Origin of the sequence: Nostoc sp. DedVER02, from assembly GCF_034530675.2 — a bacterium.
Classification (GTDB): domain Bacteria; phylum Cyanobacteriota; class Cyanobacteriia; order Cyanobacteriales; family Nostocaceae; genus Nostoc.
The window spans coordinates 44,264-66,235 of the sequence record NZ_JAVRCP020000001.1; the positions used below are offsets into that span (position 1 = coordinate 44,264).

Annotated in this window: 18 protein-coding genes and 1 pseudogene; 8 read left to right on the forward strand and 11 right to left on the reverse strand. The window is 42.3% G+C overall.

From position 1 onward, the window contains the following. Nucleotides 1-394: 394 nt before the first annotated feature. A complete protein-coding gene (gene ftsH2, locus RMZ41_RS00170) occupies nucleotides 395-2,281 on the forward strand; it encodes an ATP-dependent zinc metalloprotease FtsH2 (protein WP_322643137.1) in 1,887 nt (628 codons plus the stop codon). A gap of 129 nt (nucleotides 2,282-2,410) precedes the next feature. Here the strand turns inward: ftsH2 and RMZ41_RS00175 are convergent, their stop codons facing one another. After that, on the reverse strand, nucleotides 2,411-3,994 hold the full coding sequence (locus RMZ41_RS00175; RefSeq protein ID WP_322643136.1) for an NAD(P)/FAD-dependent oxidoreductase: 1,584 nt from the start codon (nucleotides 3,992-3,994) through the stop codon (nucleotides 2,411-2,413). Nucleotides 3,995-4,983: 989 nt separating this feature from the next. Between RMZ41_RS00175 and RMZ41_RS00180 the strand changes: the two genes are divergently transcribed. Both RMZ41_RS00180 and RMZ41_RS00185 read left to right on the forward strand, forming a co-directional pair. After that, nucleotides 4,984-5,529, forward strand: a complete 546-nt coding sequence (locus tag RMZ41_RS00180; protein WP_322643135.1) for a hypothetical protein — start codon at nucleotides 4,984-4,986, stop codon at nucleotides 5,527-5,529. Between the two features lie 83 nt (nucleotides 5,530-5,612). Beyond that, nucleotides 5,613-6,224 (forward strand): hypothetical protein, encoded by a 612-nt coding sequence (locus RMZ41_RS00185; protein ID WP_322643134.1) that lies wholly within the window; start codon nucleotides 5,613-5,615, stop codon nucleotides 6,222-6,224. A gap of 30 nt (nucleotides 6,225-6,254) precedes the next feature. Here RMZ41_RS00185 and RMZ41_RS00190 read toward each other — a convergent pair whose 3' ends face one another. After that, entirely contained in the window at nucleotides 6,255-7,565 is a 1,311-nt protein-coding gene (locus tag RMZ41_RS00190; protein ID WP_322643133.1) for an aminopeptidase P N-terminal domain-containing protein, read from the reverse strand. Nucleotides 7,566-8,038: 473 nt separating this feature from the next. On the opposite strand from RMZ41_RS00190, the gene RMZ41_RS00195 reads away from it, so the two are divergent. Next, nucleotides 8,039-9,277 (forward strand): VCBS repeat-containing protein, encoded by a 1,239-nt coding sequence (locus RMZ41_RS00195; protein ID WP_322643132.1) that lies wholly within the window; start codon nucleotides 8,039-8,041, stop codon nucleotides 9,275-9,277. A gap of 107 nt (nucleotides 9,278-9,384) precedes the next feature. Here RMZ41_RS00195 and RMZ41_RS00200 read toward each other — a convergent pair whose 3' ends face one another. From RMZ41_RS00200 to RMZ41_RS00235, 8 genes and pseudogenes are all read right to left on the reverse strand, one after another. Then, the gene (locus RMZ41_RS00200; RefSeq protein WP_322643131.1) at nucleotides 9,385-10,149 is read right to left on the reverse strand and encodes an MBL fold metallo-hydrolase; all 765 of its coding nucleotides are present in this window, start codon (nucleotides 10,147-10,149) and stop codon (nucleotides 9,385-9,387) included. A 3-nt stretch (nucleotides 10,150-10,152) separates the two neighbouring features. Continuing rightward, the gene (locus RMZ41_RS00205; protein ID WP_322643130.1) at nucleotides 10,153-10,752 is read right to left on the reverse strand and encodes an aminodeoxychorismate/anthranilate synthase component II; all 600 of its coding nucleotides are present in this window, start codon (nucleotides 10,750-10,752) and stop codon (nucleotides 10,153-10,155) included. A gap of 232 nt (nucleotides 10,753-10,984) precedes the next feature. Next, a complete protein-coding gene (locus RMZ41_RS00210) occupies nucleotides 10,985-11,440 on the reverse strand; it encodes a diacylglycerol kinase family protein (RefSeq protein WP_322643129.1) in 456 nt (151 codons plus the stop codon). Nucleotides 11,441-11,591: 151 nt separating this feature from the next. Continuing rightward, nucleotides 11,592-12,119 (reverse strand): rRNA maturation RNase YbeY, encoded by a 528-nt coding sequence (ybeY, locus tag RMZ41_RS00215; RefSeq protein ID WP_322643169.1) that lies wholly within the window; start codon nucleotides 12,117-12,119, stop codon nucleotides 11,592-11,594. Nucleotides 12,120-12,159: 40 nt separating this feature from the next. Continuing rightward, nucleotides 12,160-12,315 (reverse strand): DUF3285 domain-containing protein, encoded by a 156-nt coding sequence (locus RMZ41_RS00220; protein ID WP_094329633.1) that lies wholly within the window; start codon nucleotides 12,313-12,315, stop codon nucleotides 12,160-12,162. A gap of 675 nt (nucleotides 12,316-12,990) precedes the next feature. Then, a protein-coding gene (gene prfB, locus RMZ41_RS00225; protein WP_322643128.1) for a peptide chain release factor 2 occupies nucleotides 12,991-14,113 on the reverse strand; the annotation gives its coding sequence in 2 pieces (ribosomal slippage) (nucleotides 12,991-14,040 and nucleotides 14,042-14,113; 1,122 coding nt in all). Between the two features lie 126 nt (nucleotides 14,114-14,239). Next, nucleotides 14,240-15,368: pseudogene (locus RMZ41_RS00230) on the reverse strand (PCRF domain-containing protein). 142 nt (nucleotides 15,369-15,510) lie between these two features. Then, entirely contained in the window at nucleotides 15,511-16,239 is a 729-nt protein-coding gene (locus RMZ41_RS00235; RefSeq protein WP_322643127.1) for a Bax inhibitor-1 family protein, read from the reverse strand. 782 nt (nucleotides 16,240-17,021) lie between these two features. Between RMZ41_RS00235 and RMZ41_RS00240 the strand changes: the two genes are divergently transcribed. Next, nucleotides 17,022-17,807 carry an RNA polymerase sigma factor SigF gene (locus RMZ41_RS00240; RefSeq protein WP_069069688.1) on the forward strand — a complete coding sequence of 262 codons (786 nt, stop codon included), beginning with the start codon at nucleotides 17,022-17,024 and terminating at the stop codon, nucleotides 17,805-17,807. A 26-nt stretch (nucleotides 17,808-17,833) separates the two neighbouring features. Here RMZ41_RS00240 and bchD read toward each other — a convergent pair whose 3' ends face one another. Continuing rightward, nucleotides 17,834-19,864: a magnesium chelatase ATPase subunit D gene (gene bchD, locus RMZ41_RS00245; RefSeq protein WP_322643126.1), complete on the reverse strand. Its 2,031-nt coding sequence runs from the start codon at nucleotides 19,862-19,864 to the stop codon at nucleotides 17,834-17,836. A gap of 91 nt (nucleotides 19,865-19,955) precedes the next feature. Here bchD and RMZ41_RS00250 point away from each other — a divergent pair, with 91 nt between their 5' ends. The 3 genes from RMZ41_RS00250 to RMZ41_RS00260 all read left to right on the forward strand — a co-directional run bounded on the left by RMZ41_RS00250 (nucleotide 19,956) and on the right by RMZ41_RS00260 (nucleotide 21,863). Next, nucleotides 19,956-20,543 carry a Uma2 family endonuclease gene (locus RMZ41_RS00250; protein WP_322643125.1) on the forward strand — a complete coding sequence of 196 codons (588 nt, stop codon included), beginning with the start codon at nucleotides 19,956-19,958 and terminating at the stop codon, nucleotides 20,541-20,543. A gap of 145 nt (nucleotides 20,544-20,688) precedes the next feature. Further along, on the forward strand, nucleotides 20,689-21,189 hold the full coding sequence (locus RMZ41_RS00255) for a hypothetical protein (protein ID WP_322643124.1): 501 nt from the start codon (nucleotides 20,689-20,691) through the stop codon (nucleotides 21,187-21,189). A gap of 83 nt (nucleotides 21,190-21,272) precedes the next feature. Next, on the forward strand, nucleotides 21,273-21,863 hold the full coding sequence (locus RMZ41_RS00260; protein ID WP_322643123.1) for a Uma2 family endonuclease: 591 nt from the start codon (nucleotides 21,273-21,275) through the stop codon (nucleotides 21,861-21,863). Nucleotides 21,864-21,972: the final 109 nt, after the last annotated feature.

Below are 21,972 nucleotides of genomic sequence, written 5' to 3' on the forward strand. Positions count from 1 at the left end.
CATTGGGCCTTGGGCATGAAGAAGAGACAAGGAAGAGGGGGGAGACAAGAGAGAGACTTGTTCAATTGTTCAATAATTCACCCCTATCCCCCTTGTCCACCTTGTCCCCCCTGCTCCCCCATCTCTGCTATGTCACGGGTTGGAACAACATTAGCTTACATCCCGTTGCGCTCCCTTTTCTCGTGCGATATTGTATTAAAATTAAGTTAACTTTGATTAAGATTCTTGTTGGCATCGCCATAATGCGCCAATCGCTCTATGGCAATGCATAAAAGAGATCAAATTAAACAAAATGGATTTATAGACATCCGTTTAACAGCTTAAAGTGACAGAGTGATTAAACATTCGGTTGCTAATGCTAACGAGTTGTATAGGCATCTAGAGGCAAATTAAGATGAAATTCTCTTGGAAAGTCGTAGTACTCTGGACATTGCCGGCTTTGGTAATTGGCTTTTTCTTCTGGCAAGGGGCCTTTGCAGGCGCTCCTACTGACATGAGTAAGAATGCAGCCAATACCCGCATGACTTATGGGCGCTTTCTAGAATACTTAGATGGCGATCGCGTCAGCAGTGTGGATCTGTACGAAGGCGGTAGGACAGCTATTATCGAAGCCCGCGATCCAGACATCGAAAATCGCGTCCAAAGGTGGCGGGTGGATTTGCCTGTTAATGCTCCTGAGTTAATTAGCAAGCTCAAAGAAAAAGATATTAGTTTTGATGCTCACCCCATGCGGAATGATGGCGCAATCTGGGGATTGTTGGGCAATCTCATATTTCCAGTTTTATTGATTACTGGGCTGTTCTTTTTGTTCCGGCGTTCTAGCAACCTCCCTGGCGGCCCAGGTCAAGCAATGAACTTTGGCAAATCCAAAGCGCGTTTCCAAATGGAAGCGAAAACTGGAGTCAAATTTGATGATGTAGCTGGGATTGAAGAAGCTAAAGAAGAACTGCAAGAAGTCGTTACCTTCCTCAAGCAGCCAGAAAGATTTACTGCTGTAGGCGCACGAATTCCCAAAGGAGTGCTGTTAGTTGGGCCTCCGGGAACTGGTAAAACTTTATTAGCAAAAGCGATCGCTGGCGAAGCAGGCGTACCTTTCTTCAGTATTTCCGGTTCGGAATTTGTAGAAATGTTCGTTGGTGTGGGTGCATCCCGCGTCCGCGATTTGTTCAAGAAAGCCAAAGACAACGCCCCCTGCATTATCTTCATCGATGAAATCGACGCAGTAGGACGGCAACGGGGCGCTGGTATCGGTGGCGGTAACGATGAGAGAGAGCAAACCCTCAACCAGTTGCTCACCGAAATGGACGGGTTTGAAGGTAACACAGGCATCATTATTATTGCTGCTACTAACCGTCCCGACGTATTAGACTCAGCTTTATTACGTCCCGGTCGTTTTGATCGACAAGTAACAGTCGATGCACCCGATATCAAAGGGCGTTTGGAAATCTTGGAAGTCCATGCGCGGAACAAGAAACTAGACACTAGCGTATCTTTAGATGCGATCGCTCGCCGCACTCCTGGATTTACTGGTGCTGATTTAGCTAACTTGCTCAACGAAGCGGCAATTTTGACTGCGAGAAGACGTAAAGAAGCGATCACCCTCCGCGAAATTGATGATGCGGTGGATCGGGTAGTCGCAGGGATGGAAGGCACTCCTTTGGTAGATAGCAAGAGCAAGCGCTTAATTGCCTACCACGAAATTGGACACGCCTTAGTTGGCACTTTGTTAAAAGACCATGATCCAGTGCAGAAAGTTACTTTAATTCCAAGAGGACAAGCACAGGGTTTAACTTGGTTTACTCCCAATGAAGAACAAGGATTAATTTCTCGTTCACAGTTGAAAGCCAGGATTACTGGTGCTTTGGGCGGTCGCGCTGCTGAAGAGGTGATTTTTGGGGCTGCGGAAGTAACAACTGGCGCTGGTGGAGACTTGCAACAGTTGTCGGGAATGGCGCGGCAGATGGTGACTCGTTTCGGGATGTCTGACTTAGGGCCGCTGTCGTTAGAAAGCCAACAGGGTGAAGTATTCTTGGGTCGTGATTGGACAACCCGATCTGAATATTCTGAATCCATCGCTTCCCGCATTGATGGACAAGTACGAGCGATCGTGGAAGAATGCTACGAAAACGCTAAGAAGATTGTCCGTGACCATCGCACTGTCACCGATCGCTTAGTCGATTTGCTCATCGAAAAAGAAACCATTGACGGCGAAGAATTCCGCCAAATTGTGGCTGAGTACGCTGAAGTTCCTGAGAAACAGCAGTACGTACCGCAACTGTAACCACTGTTCTAAAATCACTGAAATGGGTATGCTCAAAAGGCTATACCCATTTTTTTTAAGTAAAAATAGCACAAGCCTTGGTGGTTAGGACATCAACAGATGATGAAACTTAATTTAAAGCTTTCTCTGTCACCTTCTCATAATGGTTGTCATAATCTTAAAAAAGCCGAATGCTCCATTTAAAACACCTGCTGTTTTCACTCCACCCATCATCGCTCCCATAATGCCGAGTGAAAGTGTATCGACTCCGGTCAGGTATAGATTTTTAATTGGTGTTCTAGCCCCGATCCAGGATTGATCCAGGCGTTCAGGAATACAGGGAATGCCGAAGATAGCACCGCGATCGCTAGCATCAAAGTGTTCCACCGTCAGTGGAGTCGAGAGTTCGGCATACTCAATCAAATCCTGAAAGCCAGGGTAGTGGTACTCCACTAACTGAATCAGGGATTGGGTAATTTGGGTTTTCAGTTCAGTGTAGTCCGCGCCTCGCCGTCGCCAGGATTGTTCCCGCCACTGCGAAAAGAAATCATAGTCAACGTGGGCAATGATTTCTGCCGTATGCACCTCAGCTAATGGATCTTTGAGCGATGGAAATGAGAGATAGCAGAATTTAGCTAAATTATCGGTAGGAATGGGTGGAGCTTGGGCAATTGCGTCGTGGTTATAGGTCGTGTAAATCCAATGGTTCTCACCCTGAAACCCTAGTTGCTGTGGACTCTCTTTGAACCCTAAATATACCGTCACCATACTGTTACTTTTTGGAAACGCTTGAATTTTCTGGCGCTCTGCCAGCGCGTAGTTGGGTGGAATCAGCTTCACATAAGTATTGAAGGCTCCGGCATCAGACACCACAATAGGTGCAAAGTACGTTTCCAGGTCTGCCTTGGGATGTGCTGTATCTTGGGCTTTCACCCCCACTGCCACCCCGGATTCCAACAAGATTTCTGTGACTCGGCGTTGGGTGATGACGACACCACCCCCCTGTTCAATCACGGGAATAATGGCTTGGGCGATCGCCTTTGCCCCACCCACAGGATACCAGCCGCCCTTAAAATAATGGGTAACAATCGCACCATGAATGCCAAAGCAACTTTGGGATGGCGGTAAGCCATAATCTGCCCACTGGGAAGCCAGTAATGCTTTGAGTTGGGCATCTTGAAAATGTCTGTTCAAATAATGCTGGGTCGTTTGTCTAGCAATAGCCCCGAAATGACGAACAAACCGCCTGAGTAGAGGATGCAGCAATACCGGAAATAGCTCCAACATTGAATGCGCTCCAAACCAAAATGCTGCTTTCTGGACATCCTTAAAGTACCGCCGAATGGCTGTCTGCTCGTGAGGAAAGCGCTGGATTAGATCAGATTCAAAGCGATTGGGGTCAGAATAAACCTCAAAGGTGAAGTCCGGGTAGACAAATTTTTCAAACGGATCGGGCATCTTGTGCCAATTCAAATTGCCATTGGTGAGATAGTCAAACACAGCTTTGCCAGTGCCTCCATCTCCCATATTTCCAACATAGTGCAGCCCCACATCCCAACTAAATTTTCTCTTGCGCTCGAAGGTATGGGTGAATCCCCCAGGGGTGAAATGCTGTTCTAACACTAAAACGCTTTTGTGATAAAGCTTAGATAGGATCGCGGCAACCGTCAACCCACCAATTCCAGAGCCAATCACAATTACATCAAACCGCTGCTGTCGAGTTGTTGTTACCATAGATTACTCTCATAAAGAATGTAGGTGTTGGGGTATGAGTAGAATGGCACTAAGATAACGGCGAATCCATTATTTATAAGGCTTTTGAGTGTGGGAGGTACTGGGTTGCTCCCAAGCGATAGATGCCGTACCCATTCTCAATTCCTCCTCATTCTCCCCACACTCCCCACACCTCCTACACCCACTCCAGGCAAAGCTTTCAGCTTTTCTTAGTGCCATTCGGGTATGAGTATCATCAGAACAAAAAATCGGGATAAACTTAAAAGCCTTATTCGCTAAGGATTTTCCTGATAACGAAGGTCATTAACTTCAACTTATTACCGACTCACTACTCAACGAGAAAACAAGGGTTTCAGCCTTTGAATATGCTTGTATTACTCCTGTAATACCTCTTAACCTGGTTTTCTGCGCGAATGCTACTCATACCCCTTAATGCTGAATTTTTATTATTATTGTTTGTTTTTGGTACAAGCCCAGCAGGAAAGTGGGCGGAATAAATCTAAAATTGTCAATCTCAAATCTACAATCGGCATCCAAGAGTGGGTGCAGTCAATCTCAAAGACGCTCTCTACGAGACGCTGCGCGAACGCTATCGTCAATCTCAAATCTACAATTGTTTGAGGCAACCTGGGGGAACAGATTCAACATTAAATCTACAAAAATTTACCCCGTTTTTGACCCCTTGTTAAGAATTCTTCCTAAAAGGCTAAAACGCCTATACCGTAATCCCTTCAGCCTTGTTTCTTAACTTATTACTCTCAAAATCGTCAGCAAAGAATTGAGCAGATCAGAAAAAATAGGCAACAACAAATTGAGCTTACAACTGCTGCTTTACGTACAAATCCCAATGATGTCGATGCTTATATCAAGCGATCGCGGGCGCGTATGGGATTGCATGATGATAAAGGCGCACTAGCAGATTATGACCAAATTGTGCGCTTAAATAGGTACTGTATGTAAAAATCTACCTACCTTTATTCCCACAATTTATGAATAATAAAGTCAAATTATTGACTCTTGCTTCCTTAACATTGGCAGTTTCTTTTCTAACTGTCGGCACAGTTGTAGCACAGACGAAACTGACAAATAAATCGAAATTGTCCATCAATGGTATCGGAGAGGTAAGAGTTGGGATGACTGTTTCCCAAGCGGCAAAAGCTGCTGGTACTAAGCTAGCGGGAGATTCGCCGAATAATAGTTGCTACTATGTTAAGCCACAAAACGAACCCAAAAATCTTTTGTTTATGGTTACAAAAGGTCGCATTTCTAGAGTAGATGTACGGCAGAATACCCAAATTACTACCCTTAAAGGTGCAAAAATTGGCGACACCGAAGCGCAAATAAAGTCTCTCTACCCAGGACAAATTAAAGTCACACCTCATAAATACGTCCAAGGCGGACACTACTTGACATTTGTCCCGAAAGACCGTGTTAACCAAAACTATCGTGTGGTATTCGAGACTGATGGTAAGCGTGTCACTCAGTTTCGCTCAGGTAAACTACCGGAAGTTGAATTTGTTGAAGGCTGTTCTTGATCTGAGATATCATCAAACTTACTTTCTTAGCGATGCCTAACAAGATCATACTATGCAGTTAAGCGTGATTGAGGGGTGATACAGTGCCGTACAGCGCCTTTAATCTTAGCAAAGTAAAAACAGACTTTAAATTAATCTTTGTTGAAAATCAAGATTTATTTACAGATGTGCAGATAGTTTCACCTACTGAATATCTAAATTTGATTTTCTCTGAGCATCTACCATTGGTGACAGCAATAAATACAGAAAAAGCTCGTTCTGAACTAATTATTATGCCTGTTTTAATTGAAGTTAAACGCTTCTTTAAATACCAAATTAGTATATTTTCTGGTTCAGAGTTTAATGTAGATGCTGCTAAAGGCTTAGAAGGGCGCTGTGATTTTATTCTCAGTTGTTCACCAGAACAATATGATATTACTAGTCCTGTCGTGACTATTGTAGAAGCTAAAAATGAGAGTATTAAATCTGGTTTAGGACAATGTATTGCGACAATGATTGCATCTCAATTGTTTAACCAGCAACAAGGAAATATTATCGATGAAATTTATGGTGTAGTTACAACAGGAACAGATTGGAAATTTCTCAAACTTTGTGGAAATACCATCTTTATCGATAAAAATGATTACTTTATTAAAGAAATAGACAAAATCTTAGGAATTCTGACAACTACCCTGATGGCTTGTCCTCAATTTTAGTTTGGGGATGGTACGAACCATCCCCATTTTTTATCTTTCTACTTCATCCACTGCTTTGGGAACTCCCGCAGTTAACACCTCATGTCCATCAGATGTAACTAACACATCATCCTCAATGCGAATACCAATGCCAATCCATCGAGGATCGGTCTGTGGTTGATCTTCTGCCAGTTTGGTGTCAGGCACAATATATAGTCCCGGTTCCACCGTCAAAATTTGACCTGGTTGTAAAATCTGCGGTTTATCTTCACCGTGCTGGTAAACACCCACATCATGAACATCCAAACCTAACCAATGGCTGGTGCGGTGCATATAATATGGCTTATATTTCTCTTCTTCAATTAACTTATCAATTTCACCTTTGAGGATGCCAAGTTCAACTAAACCTTCTGTGATAACGCGCACTGCTGTATCATGAACTAATTTGAAGGAATTACCTGGTTTAATTTGAGCGATCGCTTGTTTTTGCGCCTCCAATACAATCTCATACAGTGTCTTTTGTTCTGGCGTAAATTTACCCCCAACAGGAAATGTCCGCGTAATATCCGAGTTGTAATAACCGTAAGCACAACCAGCATCAATTAGCAGTAATTCTCCATCCTGCATTTGACGATTATTTTCAATGTAGTGGAGTACGCAAGCATTCACCCCAGAGGCCACAATCGAAGGATAAGCTGGCCCCATTCCACCCCGCACTCTAAAAATGCGTTCCATCTCCGCTTGAATTTCATACTCATAACGTCCGGGTGCGGTGATTTCTTGGGCGTAATTGTGTGCTTCGACTGCGATCGCAACGGCTTGACGCATCAATCCCAATTCTGCTTCACTTTTAATTAGTCTCATGCTGTTGAGAACAGGGCCAGTATCTTCAATAGCTATCGGCCCAGTACCGCGTTTAGGATAAGTCCGCAGCAAACTTTGGTAATGTCTCAGGATTTGGTCATTGAAAGTGCGATCGCGTCCTAAATGATAATAAAGGCGGCTAGCTTTTTCTAAATACTGCGGCAACTTTTCATCTAACTCATTAATGGGGTACGCTTCATCAGCACCATACATTTCCTTGGCTGCGTCTACTCCAGAAAGATAACCAGTCCATACTTCCTTTTCGCGATCCTTCGGTTGGACAAACAGCACAAACCGATGTTCTGAATGATGCGGTGCTAATACTGCTACTGCCTGCGGTTCGTTAAAACCAGTCAGGTAGAAAAAATCACTGTCTTGGCGATAAACATACTCGACATCGTTGTGCATTACTGCCATTGGCGCACTGCGAAAAATGGCTGTACCATCACCAATTTTTGCCATTAACTGCTCACGACGCTGCCGATATTCTGCTTGCATAACTGATATATGTATTAAAGTATCGTGTTATTTTACACTCTTGGCAACCAGCGACTGCACAATTCATGCTTTTCGTTAATTGCTAATCTAAATTATTTTAACCAATATTTGTTTCCACTCAAGTCATAAATCATTGGAAAACAATCAATTATCTTGAAAAACTCATTTTTTAGAATTTTTTAATAACTCGAAAGCTCTGTTCTGATTGAGGAATTTAGAATATTCATAAAATAAGTTTTTTACCATTTATATGTACATAAAATACAGCTAGATATTCTTGAATGATTTATGTGAACTTTAAGTTTTAGTTGCAATTATTTAAAATAAACATAATTTTATCTTCAAAGACTGACATTTATCAAAAAGAAATAGTTATAAAGAAATATGGAAAACTTAGTAAATGTTATTTGATTACAGAAAAGCCTTTCCAAAAAAAGCTAAAAAAATATGACAACCAGTAATAAAAACACATCATGTTTGGAAAGTCAGATTCCTCAAACTTGTCTTTGAATACATCTAAATGGGCATCAGACTCTTTTACAAAATCACAAAGCTTGACAACTTTAAATTCTGATTTGGAATTTAAAAGTAATAGTTCCTCGCAAACATTACAACCTGAATTATCTACCCAAGCTAGCAATACCATCACAGCATCAGCAAATCCTAATCCTAATCCTTACTTAACTAGCGCGGCGATTACTCCTGACTTCAACGCTGATGGCAAAACAGACAAAGTTTGGGTCGATTCTACAACCGGTGAGATTGTCATTCGGTTGATGGATGGCACAAAAGTTCTTGAACAGGGTTCTTTGGGTAAATATGACCTATCCGCATACGATTACAAAATTGCGGATTTCAACAATGATGGCAAAACCGACTTCTTATTACGCAATAAGTCAACCGGTGAGAATAGCGTTGTGCTGATGGATGGAACCAAAGTTGCTAATGCAGCTTCTCTAACTAGCGTTGATGCAGCTTGGAGTCCTCAAATCGGGGATTTCAATGGCGATCGCAAAACCGATATCTTCTGGCACAATAGTACAACCGGTGAGAACGCTATTTGGGAGATGGATGGCACAACAGTTTTGAGTGCAACTGTTCTAGACACTACAGACCCAGCACTAACTCCTACCATTGTTGATTTCGACGGCAATGGCAAGAGTGATATCTTCTGGCGCAACGCTACAACTGGCGATAACAGCGCTTGGTTTATGGATGGTACGCAAAAGACTGAACTTGGACTACAATCCCAAGACGCAGCCTGGACTGCTAACCTTGGTGATTTCAACGGCGACTATAAGACTGACATTCTCTGGAGAAACGCTGGAACCGGCGAGAATAAGGTTTGGACGATGAATGGTATCTTAGTCACAGAAGGCGCTTTGGGAACACTTGACTCATCCTGGACTTCCAAAATTGGTGATTTCAACGGCGATGGTAAGACCGATATCTTTTGGCGCAATGGAACCACAGGCGAGAACACTGCTTGGTTGATGGATGGTACAACAGTTACTACTGAAGCTTTCTTACCAACTAATAAGGCGGACTTGACACCATCTTTTGGCGACTTCAACGGCGACGGTAAGACCGATATCTACTGGCGCGATCAGACAGCAGGTTCAGACAGAATTTGGACTATGGATGGGACAACAGCAATTAGAGATACTATCAGCGATGCAGATAAGCTTGGTGCAGGCTGGTATACGTTCTAAAAGTCAAGAGACGCGATTAATCGCGTCTGTACAAAAGGTGGGAGTAAAGACGCGATTAATAGCCTTTGTTTTTTCTCATTTTCTCCTACTCCTTCATCTCCAGATCGTTAAAATTTGTAAGTCAAAACCTGAATTTCCCCATTTTCTGGCAAATCTTTAGGGCTAATAGAAATACTATCTCCGTTGCTGCGTCGTACTTTCATGCCTTGCATTAAAGTCAAAAAATCATCAAGTGGTGAAATATCGCACTTAGCAGCATCAGCCGCCTGTGTCCGGTAATGGGTTGGAATCACCAGTTTAGGGTTTAATACTTGAATAGCCTGCTTTGCTTCCTGAGCATTGTAGGCTTTTGCGCTGCCTCCTACTGGAATGAATACTACATCGGGCCGTCCCATCAAGATTTTTTGCTCAATGGAAATAGGTGCAGCAGCCCCGCCTAAGTGTAGGATATTAATTCCACCTTGCTTCCAACTCCAAGCAGTATTTGAGCCAAACTGTTTACCACCTTTGCGATCGTGGTCTATGGCAATTCCTTGGAACTTAATACCTTTAAACTCGTAAACTCCTGGTTCGTAGATGAGTTTTGCATTTCCCGGTAGTACATCTACAGCACCTTCATCTAGCAGTTGACTGCTAATTAGTACCAAATCTGCTGCAACTTTTGGTGGACGATACTTAGCAGTACAGCCGACCGACCGAAATGGATTGACAAGAATTTTCGCACCGCCACCAGTAAAAAGAAAGCAAGTATGACCTAGCCACTGAACTGATAAACCGCTAGATTGTGCGTCAGCTTGAGATTCAGTCAAGGTAGTAACTAAAGCTGTGGCCAACCCCGCCCCAGCATAGCCCATCAATTGTCGTCGTTTCATTAATTATGTTCTCGACTGTAACTGTTCCAGAAAATTTCGCAATAACTGTTTTCCTGAAGATGTCAGGACACTCTCTGGGTGAAACTGGACTCCCTGAATGTGAGGATAGTTCCGGTGTCGCACTCCCATAATGGTGTTATCTTCAACCCAAGCGGTGATTTCTAACACATCTGGGCAAGTCTCACGTTCGATGACCAAACTATGATACCTGGTGGCGGTTAGAGGATTTTCTAATCCCCGGAAAACCCCCACTCCAGTATGAGACACTTGAGAGGTTTTGCCATGCATCAATTCTGGAGCAGGAATTATTTTACCACCGAATACTTGACCAATGCTTTGATGTCCCAAACAGACACCCAAGATTGGCAATTCTTGGCCTAGCTGTTTAATTAACTCTAAGGAAATACCGGCATCTTCCGGGCGACCAGGCCCAGGAGAAATAACCACAGCTTCCGGCTTTAATGCCCGAATCTCATCTATGGATATCTTGTCGTTACGAAAAACTTTAATATCATCTGCCACTGGGAATTCTGCTGCTAATTCTCCCAGATACTGCACTAAGTTATATGTAAAACTGTCGTAATTGTCGATAACTATAATCAAAGCTCATCACCCCTGGTTTTTAGCTCTCATCAGATTACTGATGCTAATTGTTCGCTAGATATAAAAATAACGCTAAAGTAGACAGATAAATATAAAGCGGCTACTTTACAACCGGCCACTTCTAAAATTTTGAATTGCTTATAATGTCTTCCTCAAAATGCGGGTAGAGTGCAATCCTTTTACCAAGTCACTTTGCGATACCTGGGTTGGGCTACGCCTACGCAAATCATATTTACAAAGTCGATATAATTAACTTTACCAAAGGAGGGAGCAACAGCGTACCAGCTACCAGTACGGCTACCAAAGCAGACACAAGAACTGCACCAGCCGCACAATCTTTAGCAATTTTCGCCAATTCATGGTATGTCTGCTTAACGGTTAAGTCCACAAGAGACTCGATCGCTGTATTTAATAACTCTAATGCCAAAACTAAACCACTAGTTATACCAATTACCGCTATTTCCACGGCTTGCAGGTGCAAAAAGACGCTTAAAGCGATCGCCATTGCACAAACACTTACGTGGATGCGAAAATTACGTTGAGTTTGAAAACTATAGCTGATTCCAGCCCAAGCATATTTAAAACTCACAAATAGATTAGAGGCTACTTTCCAGGAAAATTCCCGTTCGTTAGACACCAGTGTTTGTAACGAGGTAGACGTTGGTGATGGAGAAATTTTTGGGGACATAGACTTAAAAATACAAAAATAGAGTTGCTACAGTGGGAATATTCGCCGATCTTAATGGCAGAATTAACTTTGAGGCAATCTTTAAGCAATTTTCCACAGAAGTATTATAAAAGCATTACCCAAAATTAACATTAAGAACACATAACTACTGCTATTCAATGTCAATAGCAATACCTATTGCGTTCAGCAATCTTACTTGCTGTTTTAACATTCGCCCCAAACTTTCCTCGTCAGGATGATCCCAGCCCAAGAGGTGTAATAAACCGTGAGATGCTAACCAAGCTAGCTCAGTTTGTAAGCTATGTTCCTGCTGTTGAGCTTGACGCTGTGCTATATCTACAGAAACAATAATATCACCTAAGTATAATGGTACAGAGGCAAGCATTTCTTTGCTTTGTGGAAAATCCACTTCTAAAGCAGCAAAAGCTAAAACGTCTGTAGGCTTATTTTGTTGACGATACTGAGCATTCAGTTCTTGAATTTGCGAGTCGTCTGTCAAACGCAATCCGATTTCATAACTTGGCGCTGGCGGAATGTGAGGGTGAAGTATTTCCAACCAGTGATTAAACCAATTTTCCCAAGTTTCAGGAGAAATTCGGGAATCAGCGTCCGCAATTTTTACAGATGTCGTTGGGGACAACTCGTAAAAAGAATCATCCACATATAGTTCAACACTCAGCGGCACATAGTCTCCTTATCTGAGGTTTACGGTTTTGTCGTTAGTGAGTTAGATAAGCAAGACCAACCAAGAGAGCTAAAAGCCCTACGGCGGTCAATCCAAAATGCTTCAGGGAAGTTGCACCCTTCCGCACCATGTTTCGCATGGCAAGTTTTACGTAGCTAGGTTGAGGTTCTGTTGAAGGAGAGTTGCTCATAGTTATTTGTCTACAGACTCTTTTATAACTGTAACAGTTGGTCTGGGCTAGAATAGCGATCGCCTGTATATTGCTCAGAAATTCTCTGAAAACGCCCCAAGAAGGGAATGGCAGGGGGGCAGGGAGCAGGGGAGAGAAAATCGTTTTGATTCGGTGAAATCGGATAATTTATTTTTTGAAAGTCCCTAACCCGGATTTCTCACCACATCTCGAATGGAGGAGTAATGAGTAGTGAGTAATGAGTTATGAGCGAATACTTCAATATCTTATTTCTTGTTTCTTACTCATTACTTCTTACTTCTTACTATGCAACCAGTAGTGAGTAAGGAGTGCATAGTAAGAAGTAAGAAGTTCTTGCACGCTTTTTTGCGCCTGTTGCTCTTTTACTTATTACTCATTACCCATTACTTATTACTCATTACCCATTACTTATTACTCATCATCAATCGCTTTGGAGCTTGTGAGAAATGCGGGCTAAGAGGGAATTTTATGCGATGTCTACGACGGGCTATGACCCTTGAATACTTGCTAAAACTTCTCTAGGAGACGCTGCGCGTAGCTTGCTTACCCGCAGGGATCGCTATTGGTGTCGCGCTAATCTGAAATTCTCAAAAATAAATAACAAGTGCTAAGTAATATAAAAATCATTACTTAGCACTTGTAAATAATTCCAAATTATGCAGAAGTGTTTTCTACTAATTTATTTTCTTGACGCAGATAAGCTTGAATGAATGTATCAAGTTCGCCATTCATTACATCGCCAATTGCCGTTGTTTCTGTGTTTGTGCGTAAATCCTTCACCATTTGGTAAGGATGAAATACATAGTTACGGATTTGGTTTCCCCAGGAAGCCTCTACCATATCACCACGAATCTCGGCAATTTCTTGGGCGCGTTGTTCCTTAGCGATGACCAAAAGCTTTGCTTTGAGGCGATTTAGGGCTTTCTCTTTATTTTGCAGCTGCGATCGCTCTTCTGTACAGCGCACTGCAAGACCTGTAGGAAGGTGAACAATCCGCACCGCAGTTTCTACTTTGTTGACGTTTTGCCCACCTTTACCACCAGATCGAGTTGTGGTGATTTCCAAATCTTTATCTGGAATATCCAATTGCACAGAGTTATCAATCTGCGGCATCACTTCCACCCCTGCAAAACTGGTTTGTCGTTTGCCGTTGGCATTAAAAGGTGAAATCCGCACTAAGCGATGTGTACCCATTTCCGATCGCAAGTAACCATAGGCATAGCGACCAGTAATTTCTAGGGTTGCCGATTTAATTCCGGCTTCATCACCCTCGGACTCTTCAGCTAAAGTTACCTTATAACCGTGAGCTTCAGCCCAACGGGTGTACATCCGCATCAGCATAAATGCCCAATCTTGAGCATCTGTGCCACCAGCACCAGCACTAATTGTCAGTACAGCACCTTCGGCATCATAGGGGCCGGAAAGTAACTGTTGTAACTCCCACTGATCTAGGTCACGATTCAGTTTAGTGATGGTAGATTCTGCTTCTTGCAGTAGTGCCTCGTCAGTTTCTAACTCTAACAATTCAACAACTGCCCTAGTATCTTCTAGATTGGCGTGCCAGCGATCGTATTGTTCTAGGTGGGCTTTCAGGTCGTTGAGTTCTTGTAGCGTTTGTTGAGCTTCGGTTTGGTTATCCCAAAATTCTGGCTGCGCTGATATTTTTTCGAGGTCTTGAATTTTGGCTGTCAGTGCAGGTACGTCAAAGATAGTCCTGGGTTTTACCCAGGCGGCTAGACAACGTTTCGATTTCGCGTTTGAGTTCTAAAACTTCCATAGTGCTTGTTGAATGATAGATAGAGCGCTTTGGATTCGGAAATTGCTCATTATTCTACTGACATTTATTAATTTTAGCTGTAGTTGAGCAATTTCACTCTGCACCACTTATATTAAGTTACAAAAGTTACTTGAAATTATCAAGTGCTTCTTTGTCCTCTGAAGTAGTGCGATTTAACTGTTGCAGATAGGCTTTGATAAACAGATCGATTTTACCGTTCAAAACCTCAGTCGAAGCAGGTGTTTCTACATTGGTACGTAAATCTTTCACCTTGGTGTAAGGATGTAAGATATATTCACGGATGAGCTTACTGGATAGAGATTTTATCAGTCGAGGTTGAATTTTATCAAGCGGGACATTTTGGGCTAGTGCGCTCGCAAACAGTTTACTCTTGAGAATAGCTAAGGCTTTCTCTCTGTTTTGCATCTGACTGCGTTCCTCCTTACAAAATACACTAATCCCAGTAGGAATGTGAAATAACCGCACCCATGTTTCTGGGCGGTTGACATTCCGCCGATGGCGCGGCAAAGTAATTTCTAAATGCTTCTCTGGAATCTCAAAATCAACAGACTCATCTAAAATCGGGCTGACTTCTACGCTGGCTAGGCAAGTATGCCGTTTGCCATTGCCATGAACAGGAGAAATTCGCTCTATTCTTGCATGAGTTCCTTGTTCCGATTTTAGTCAGCCATAAGCATAACGCCCTATAATTTCCAGGGTGGCATGTTTGAACCCTCCTAAATCACCTGCTGACTCTTCCACTAGATACACTTTATGGTTATGGTTTACTGCCCAACGATAATATAGCTGTAATAACATAGCTGCCCAGTCTTGGGCATCTATACTTCCAACCTCAGCCGTAATTGCCAAGAATGCCCCCTTTTGGTCGCAGGGGTCGGACAGTAATTGTTGTATTTCTAATGTTTCGAGTTCTTGCTGGAGTTGGGAAAGGTTGGTTTGCACCTCTTGCAACAATTCTTTATCAGCAGACAATTCTAGTAGTTCTAGTGCAGCCTCGATCTCGTCTAGAATGAAGTGCGATCGCTGATATTGTTTCTTTGTAGCGTTGAGTGAATCAATTTCTTGAAGTGTCTGACGGGAAGTGACAGAATTATGCCAGAAAGTAGTTTGAGAAACTAATTGATTCAAGTCCTCAATTCTCGCACTCAGTTCTCGAACGTCAAAGACAGCCTTCAGCCTTAGCCAAGATATTTGATAACCTTTCTACTTCGCGTTTGATGTTTAAGAGTTCCAGCATGATTTTACTCACTGTGGTTGAAAACTTACTACATATTGTATTACTAAAATTGCTTTAGTTCCTTATTCCACAAAAAACCGTGGCTGCTAATGCTTGACCACGGTTGATATATTTGTTAAATTTTTCTACTTACGGGTGCTTAATCGCGGCCATTGATAGCAATTAGTAATCGCAAGATAAAGACAAACAAGTTGATGTAAGTTAAGTACATCGACAAAGCAGCAGGCAGATATTGATCATCGCTGTAAGTGCGGGGCAAGATGTAAAAATCGACAACAGAAACCCCAACAAACAGGAATACTCCTAAACCAGAGATGGCGATTTCTAACCAATTTGGTGTGTAAACACCAAACATGGCAAACCCGAATTGGACAAGGCACACAACCACCAATGCCATAACACCAAGATTGATGGTTTTCGTCAAAGCCATGCCGTCTTGTTCAGAAAGATTTGAACCAATTTGACGGGCAGCAATAAAAGTAACGCCACAACCAAGGGCAGCCAATCCAATGCCTTGAATGCCAACACCTTGGGATCTCAAGGCGACAAATACCAACCCACTGAGGGTATATCCAGACAAGAGGCTGTAGGTTGCTAACAAGGGTAGCGCAAGTCCCTTGTTACCTTTTTGGGCAACATTTTGGGCAACAAAGAACAAAATTAACTCCAAAATCACCGCACCGATGAAGGTGGGAAAGAATATTTCAGGGTTAGTACGGATAACTCCCAAACCGCCGTAGGTTCCTAATGCCGTTAGCACTAATCCACCACCGACGTAGGGGAGGGCGTTGGCAATCACGTTTGGGCCAACTAGGGCGTGAGATTTAGCCTCACGCATAGCTTCACGAAAATTACTGGTATTGCTCATATTGAAAAACTGTTTTTTAGGAAAACGTTCTGCTTATTCCTATTCTTACCAATCTTTGCAGTTAACAGCCAAAAATTTAGACGCAACCAGTTTAAGATGGCTAAAGAATAGGTGATAGATGCAGTTAGTACCATTTTGGATCTGGTTAAGTTTTTCCCACGTGATTTTCATTATTCACCCTTCTGTTTAGCACAAGGAAGTGTGACACCGACCAAACTGGCATGTCAATCACCTGTTTTTATTTTTCTACTAGGTTTCCAAAGTTTCCATCTTATCAATATTGAATAGAAATGTATCCTCAGACCCAACTAAGTACAAATCCCCATAAAAATGAATCGGAATTCTGTTTTTTGTAGCTTGGGTTTTGTTTCTCAACTCAACTTCTAATTTTGATTCCCGACCTTTATTAATGACAGTGCATACTCAGAGATAAAATTTCCCAGTCTCTTTTGCGATTAATTAAGTACCTAACCACGCTGCACTCAGTATGACGGATGGCCATTAGGTCAGTAATGCATTGTTCAGCATAAATAGCTAGTTTTTGTTGCAAAAGCTAAACATTCTCTGCCATTCAATAGTTATGTAAAAAATAAAAATAACCTGCAACAGAGAGGTTAGAAAAATCATGCGTACAAATACCGAATTGTGGAGTTAGACCCCTGATAAGTTCAGTGAAACGACGATGGCTTATTCTTCCCTGACTAAGCAAAATAATAACAGCTTAGAAGAAAATATACGCAACTCCATTTTCTGAGGAATGGGGTTACAACAAGGGAATGTATATGGCAACAAGTGAGTCCTCTTTACGAACTGATGGTATAGAATTATTACACTTGTACCACCAGAATCCTTCTATTAAACTTCGTAATAAACTTGTACAGTTACACACTGGCTTAGTACGGAAGATGGCTCATAAATTCAGCCATCAATGTAATGAACCTTATGAAGATTTAGAACAAATTGGGTATTTTGGTTTGATTAGGGCTATTGAACGTTTCGATCCTAGCCAAGGATATGCTTTTAGTTCCTTTGCAGTGCCATACATTCGCGGTGAGATGCTGCACTTTTTGCGCGATCGCAGTACTCTATTAAAAATTCCCCGTCGTTGGCAAGAATTATATAATGAGGGGCAAAAGATTCGCAAGGACTTAGCAATGTCTTTAGGTCGTCAGCCCAAGGATGCTGAAATTGCCAGCCAACTCCGGGTATCTGTGCAAGAATGGCAAGAAACCAAATTAGCCGCTCAAAATCGGATGCCTTTGAGTTTAGATGCAACCGCAGTTAACTATGTTGATTGCCAAATAACTTTGGGTGAAGCACTTCCTTGTCCTCGTTCTCATGTTCTTCTGCAACAGGAAGAAGAACGCCAACAACTGCAAGGTGCAATAAATATGTTGGAAGAAAAGCCCCGTATGGCAGTCGAAATGGTATTTTTAAAGGAACTTTCTCGCAAGGATGCTGCTAAAAATATTGGCACTAGTCCAATGACGGTAACGCGGTATCTGCAAAAGGGAATCCAAGATTTGATTTGCTATTTACAACCACAGGTAATGCCCACTGGTTCATAGTCAAAAATCCAATGACAAATGACCAATTATCTAGATTTTAAATCAGCGATCGCACCTTTGGTCATAGCAGCAATAGCTTGATCTGTCGCTTTTGGCAAATGATAATATTTACCGCCTGCTGTTTGCGATAATTCTTTAGCAAAGCCAGTAGACACAAATTTACTTTCCGTATCAATTACTAATAGTTGCATCCCCAAAGCACGAATTCTAGCAGCAATTTCTAATAATTCTCCTTTGATATCTGGCTTTTCTCCTGGTTCTAGCTGTTCACCCAAAGAACGCGCTAAGGGAATATTACCCCGCCCATCGGTGATTGCTACAAGGACAACTTGCCCAATATCTCCACTCATCTGGGCATTTAAGCCGACGCGCACAGCTTGAGTTAAACCATGCGCTAAGGGCGAACCCCCACCACAGGGCAACCTTTCCAAACGGTTACGCGCTAAAGCAATAGAACGTGTTGGAGGCAATAATACCTCTGCCTGTTCTCCTCTAAAAGGAATTAATGCTATTTGATCGCGATTTTGATAAGCTTCTGTTAATAGTTGCATCACTGCACCTTTCGCCGATTGCATTCGATTCAAGGCCATTGAGCCAGAAGCATCTACCACAAATACTACCAACGCCCCGGCTTTGCGTACTAGGCGTTTTGAGCGAATATCAGGCTGTTCGACAATAACTTTTCTATCTGGTTGTCTTTCTCTGCGTGCTTTTTGATAAGGAGCAGCTGCTCTTAGGGTAGCATCTACTGCAATGCGTCGCGCTTTCCCTTTGGGCAACATCGGCTTAATGTAGCGTCCCCTGTCATCGGAAAAAATGACACTGCGACTACCAGATTTACCTTGCCGCTTCGCCGTTTGAGTAAAATACAGCACGCTGTCATCAAGGATTACCCCTTCTGGATCAAATATAAATTCTTCCGGGATGTCGGGGGGTTCTTGCTCTTGATTTTCTTCCTGTTCTTCCTGTTCTTCTTGTTCCTCTTCTGATTCGTCTTGGGTTTCTTCTTGATTCTGTTGCGGTGGCGGTGGAGGAGGTGGCGGCGCTTGATCTGGTGGTGTCTGCACAACTGTGGCGCGTGGTACAATCACCAGTTCCACCGCACGGCGCAAATCTTCGGCATTAACTGTTGTTCGTCCCTCCAAAGCCGCCGCAGCTTTGGCAACCCGCGTGGCGAATAACTCGGCGCGATGTCCCTGAACTCCTCCGCGAATGGCCTCATCTACTAAATAGGTAATTTGCTCATGGGTGATGATGACTTCTTTCAACCATTCCCGTGCCAAAATGATTTGGGTTTTCAGGGAGTCTAAGTCTTCGTTGTACTGTTGGAGAAAATCTTGGGGAGATTTAGAATAAGCGATCGCAACTTCAACTGCTTCTACCCTTTGATCTAAACCGAGTATACCGTCAGCAGAGAGTGCGATCGCAATTCTATCTAATAAATGCTCCCGTAATCCGCCTTCTTCTGGATTGTAAGTCGCAATAAATAGGGATTTGCACGGATGCTGAAAACTAATTCCTTCCCGTTCTATCTGGTTGCGTCCCTCAGATAATACTGTTAGAAGCTGATTTGATATTTGATCGTCTAATAAATTAATTTCATCTACGTATAGTACACCACGGTTTGCTGTAGCGAGTAATCCCGGCTGAAAAATAGTATCACCTTGTTTTACTGACTTTTCTACATCCACTGAACCGAGGAGTCGGTCTTCTGTAATACCTAGAGGGATTTGCAAAAAAGGTGCGGGAATGATTTCTACGGGAACATCTTGAATATCTTTGTCTGCGTACTCCGCCAAAAGTTGATCGTCCCATTCTTCTGGGTGATTGGGGTCACAATTACTGATTGAACCTTTGACAACTTCAATGGGTGGTAGTAAGGCGTGGATAGCACGAGCCATTACAGATTTTGCCGTACCACGACGACCTGCGATCGCTACTCCTCCCAAACCAGGATCGACTGCTGCTAACAGCAAGGCTAATTTAATTGCTTCTTGACCGACTACGGCAGTCAAGGGAAAGGCAGCGATCGTGGGATTGATAGTAGGCGCAGGCATTGTTTTTTCAATAGCGACTCTCGGCCTTTAGCATACCAATTTCTGGGACATTTAGAATAAGTATTATGGCAATGAGATCAAAGGTAAGGTTATGAGTATTGCTCAAGCTAAACGCTTCACACTGGATGAATACCACAGGCTTGGAGAATTGGGCTTTTTCCATGAAGATGACCATATTGAATTAATCAACGGGGAAATTATTGAAATGGCATCCAAAGGTACAGCCCATGAAACTTGTCTAAGAAATTTATGGAAACAACTCCCAAAGATTGTAGCAGATAGGGCAACTCTACAATCTCAAGCCCCGATTACTTTGCCACCTAACAGCGAACCCGAACCAGATTTTGCGATTGTTCAAAACCGAGATGATAATTATCTCTCGTCTCACCCTAAACCGACTGATGTGTTATTGGTGATGGAGGTTTCCGATTCTTCTTTAGCTTATGATCAAGACGTTAAAATACCTCTGTATGCTAAAGTGGGTATTACTGATTATTGGATATTCAATTTATTCGATAATTATTTGGAAGCTTACAGTGAACCATATCAGGATAATCAAGGCAGATATGGTTATTCAAATAAGCGAATTTTCTTGTCAAATGAGATAATAACTTTTCCCTGCTTCCCTGATTTATCTCTTGATTTAGCTAAGGTGTTTCCACCAAAGCGGAATTTTTAAACTTTATTATTAGTTATAAGCCAAAGGAGTAAGTTTTATGGCTTATAGTGACTTTAAACTTATTGATGTTATTGATTCTTTTGGGTTAGTTATCTACGAATCATCTGGACTATTCGCAAATGTCCAGGAGCAATAATGTAGTGATTTGTTATCTACTCTTCTTAGAGAAAATGTTGATTTAGCAGTAGCGATAAGTTCAGAAAAAGCTCGAAGCGAGATGATAATTAGTCCAATTTTATTAGAAATTAGACGCAAGTTTAATTATGAAATAAGCTTTTTTTCGGGAGTTGATTTTACTGTTGATAGCCAGCGAGGATTAAACGGCTTTTTTGATTTTATTTTGAGTCTTTCTTCGGAGCAGTTGTTTGTACGTAGTCCGGTGATTGTTTTGGTAGAAAGTAAAAATGAGAATTTGAGGTCTGGTTTAGCTCAATGTATTGCCGAAATGGTAGCGGCTCAGTTATTTAACGAGAGAGTTGGAAATCAAATCAAAGCTATATATGGTGCTGTTACTATAGGTACGCTCTGGCAATTCCTTAAGCTTGAAGGCAATATAGTTTCGATTGATTTGAGTGAATATTATATTAAGGATATTAAGAGGATTTTAGGTATTTTGTATGGTGCGATCGCACAAAGCAAACCGTAAATTAGTCCAATAAAAGTTAAAATAAACAAACTGCCTTCCTAAGCCGGAATTATTTCTCATCTGCAAACAGACTGGAGACTCAAATGACCCCAGCAGCGATCGCTACGCCCCGTCAGGAATCACCCCTGTTGTTTGAGGGATTAACCTGGAGAGAATTCAAAACAGTTCAGCAGTTGCTAAACCGTCCAGGATATAGGCTCTCTTTTCTAGATGGAGTTTTGGAGATCCGAAGAATGCCTGGAGAACCACACGAAACCGTTAAGAAAAGAATTGCTGCATTGCTGGAACTGTACTTACTTGTAGCAGGGTTTGACTTTACTCCTACTGGCTCAATGACCTTAGAAAGTGAAGTCGGTGCTGTCAAGCATGAGGCGGATGAATCTTATAAACTGGCTCCAGGTCAAGTGCGTCCCGATCTGGTGATTGAGGTGGTATTTACCAGTGGCGGGATCGACAAGCTGGAGGCATATAAGCGGCTCTTGATTCCAGAAGTATGGTTTTGGGAAGATGGTGTGTTAGAAGTTTATCACCTGCGGAAAGAGGGTGATGCACTTCACTATGAGAGGGTTTCTAATAGTGAGGAGGTCAAAGGGATCGATCTGGATTTGTTATTACGTTGCATTAATATGGTGAATCATGTTGATGCCATCAAGACTTTTCAGCAAGCGCTTTAAAAATAGCTGGCGATCTGCTTTTATTATTAAATAATATGCTGGCTTTGAAAGAATGCCATAGATGATTTTAAAGTTGATAGATTTCAGGCAATGTCTAAGACAAACCACT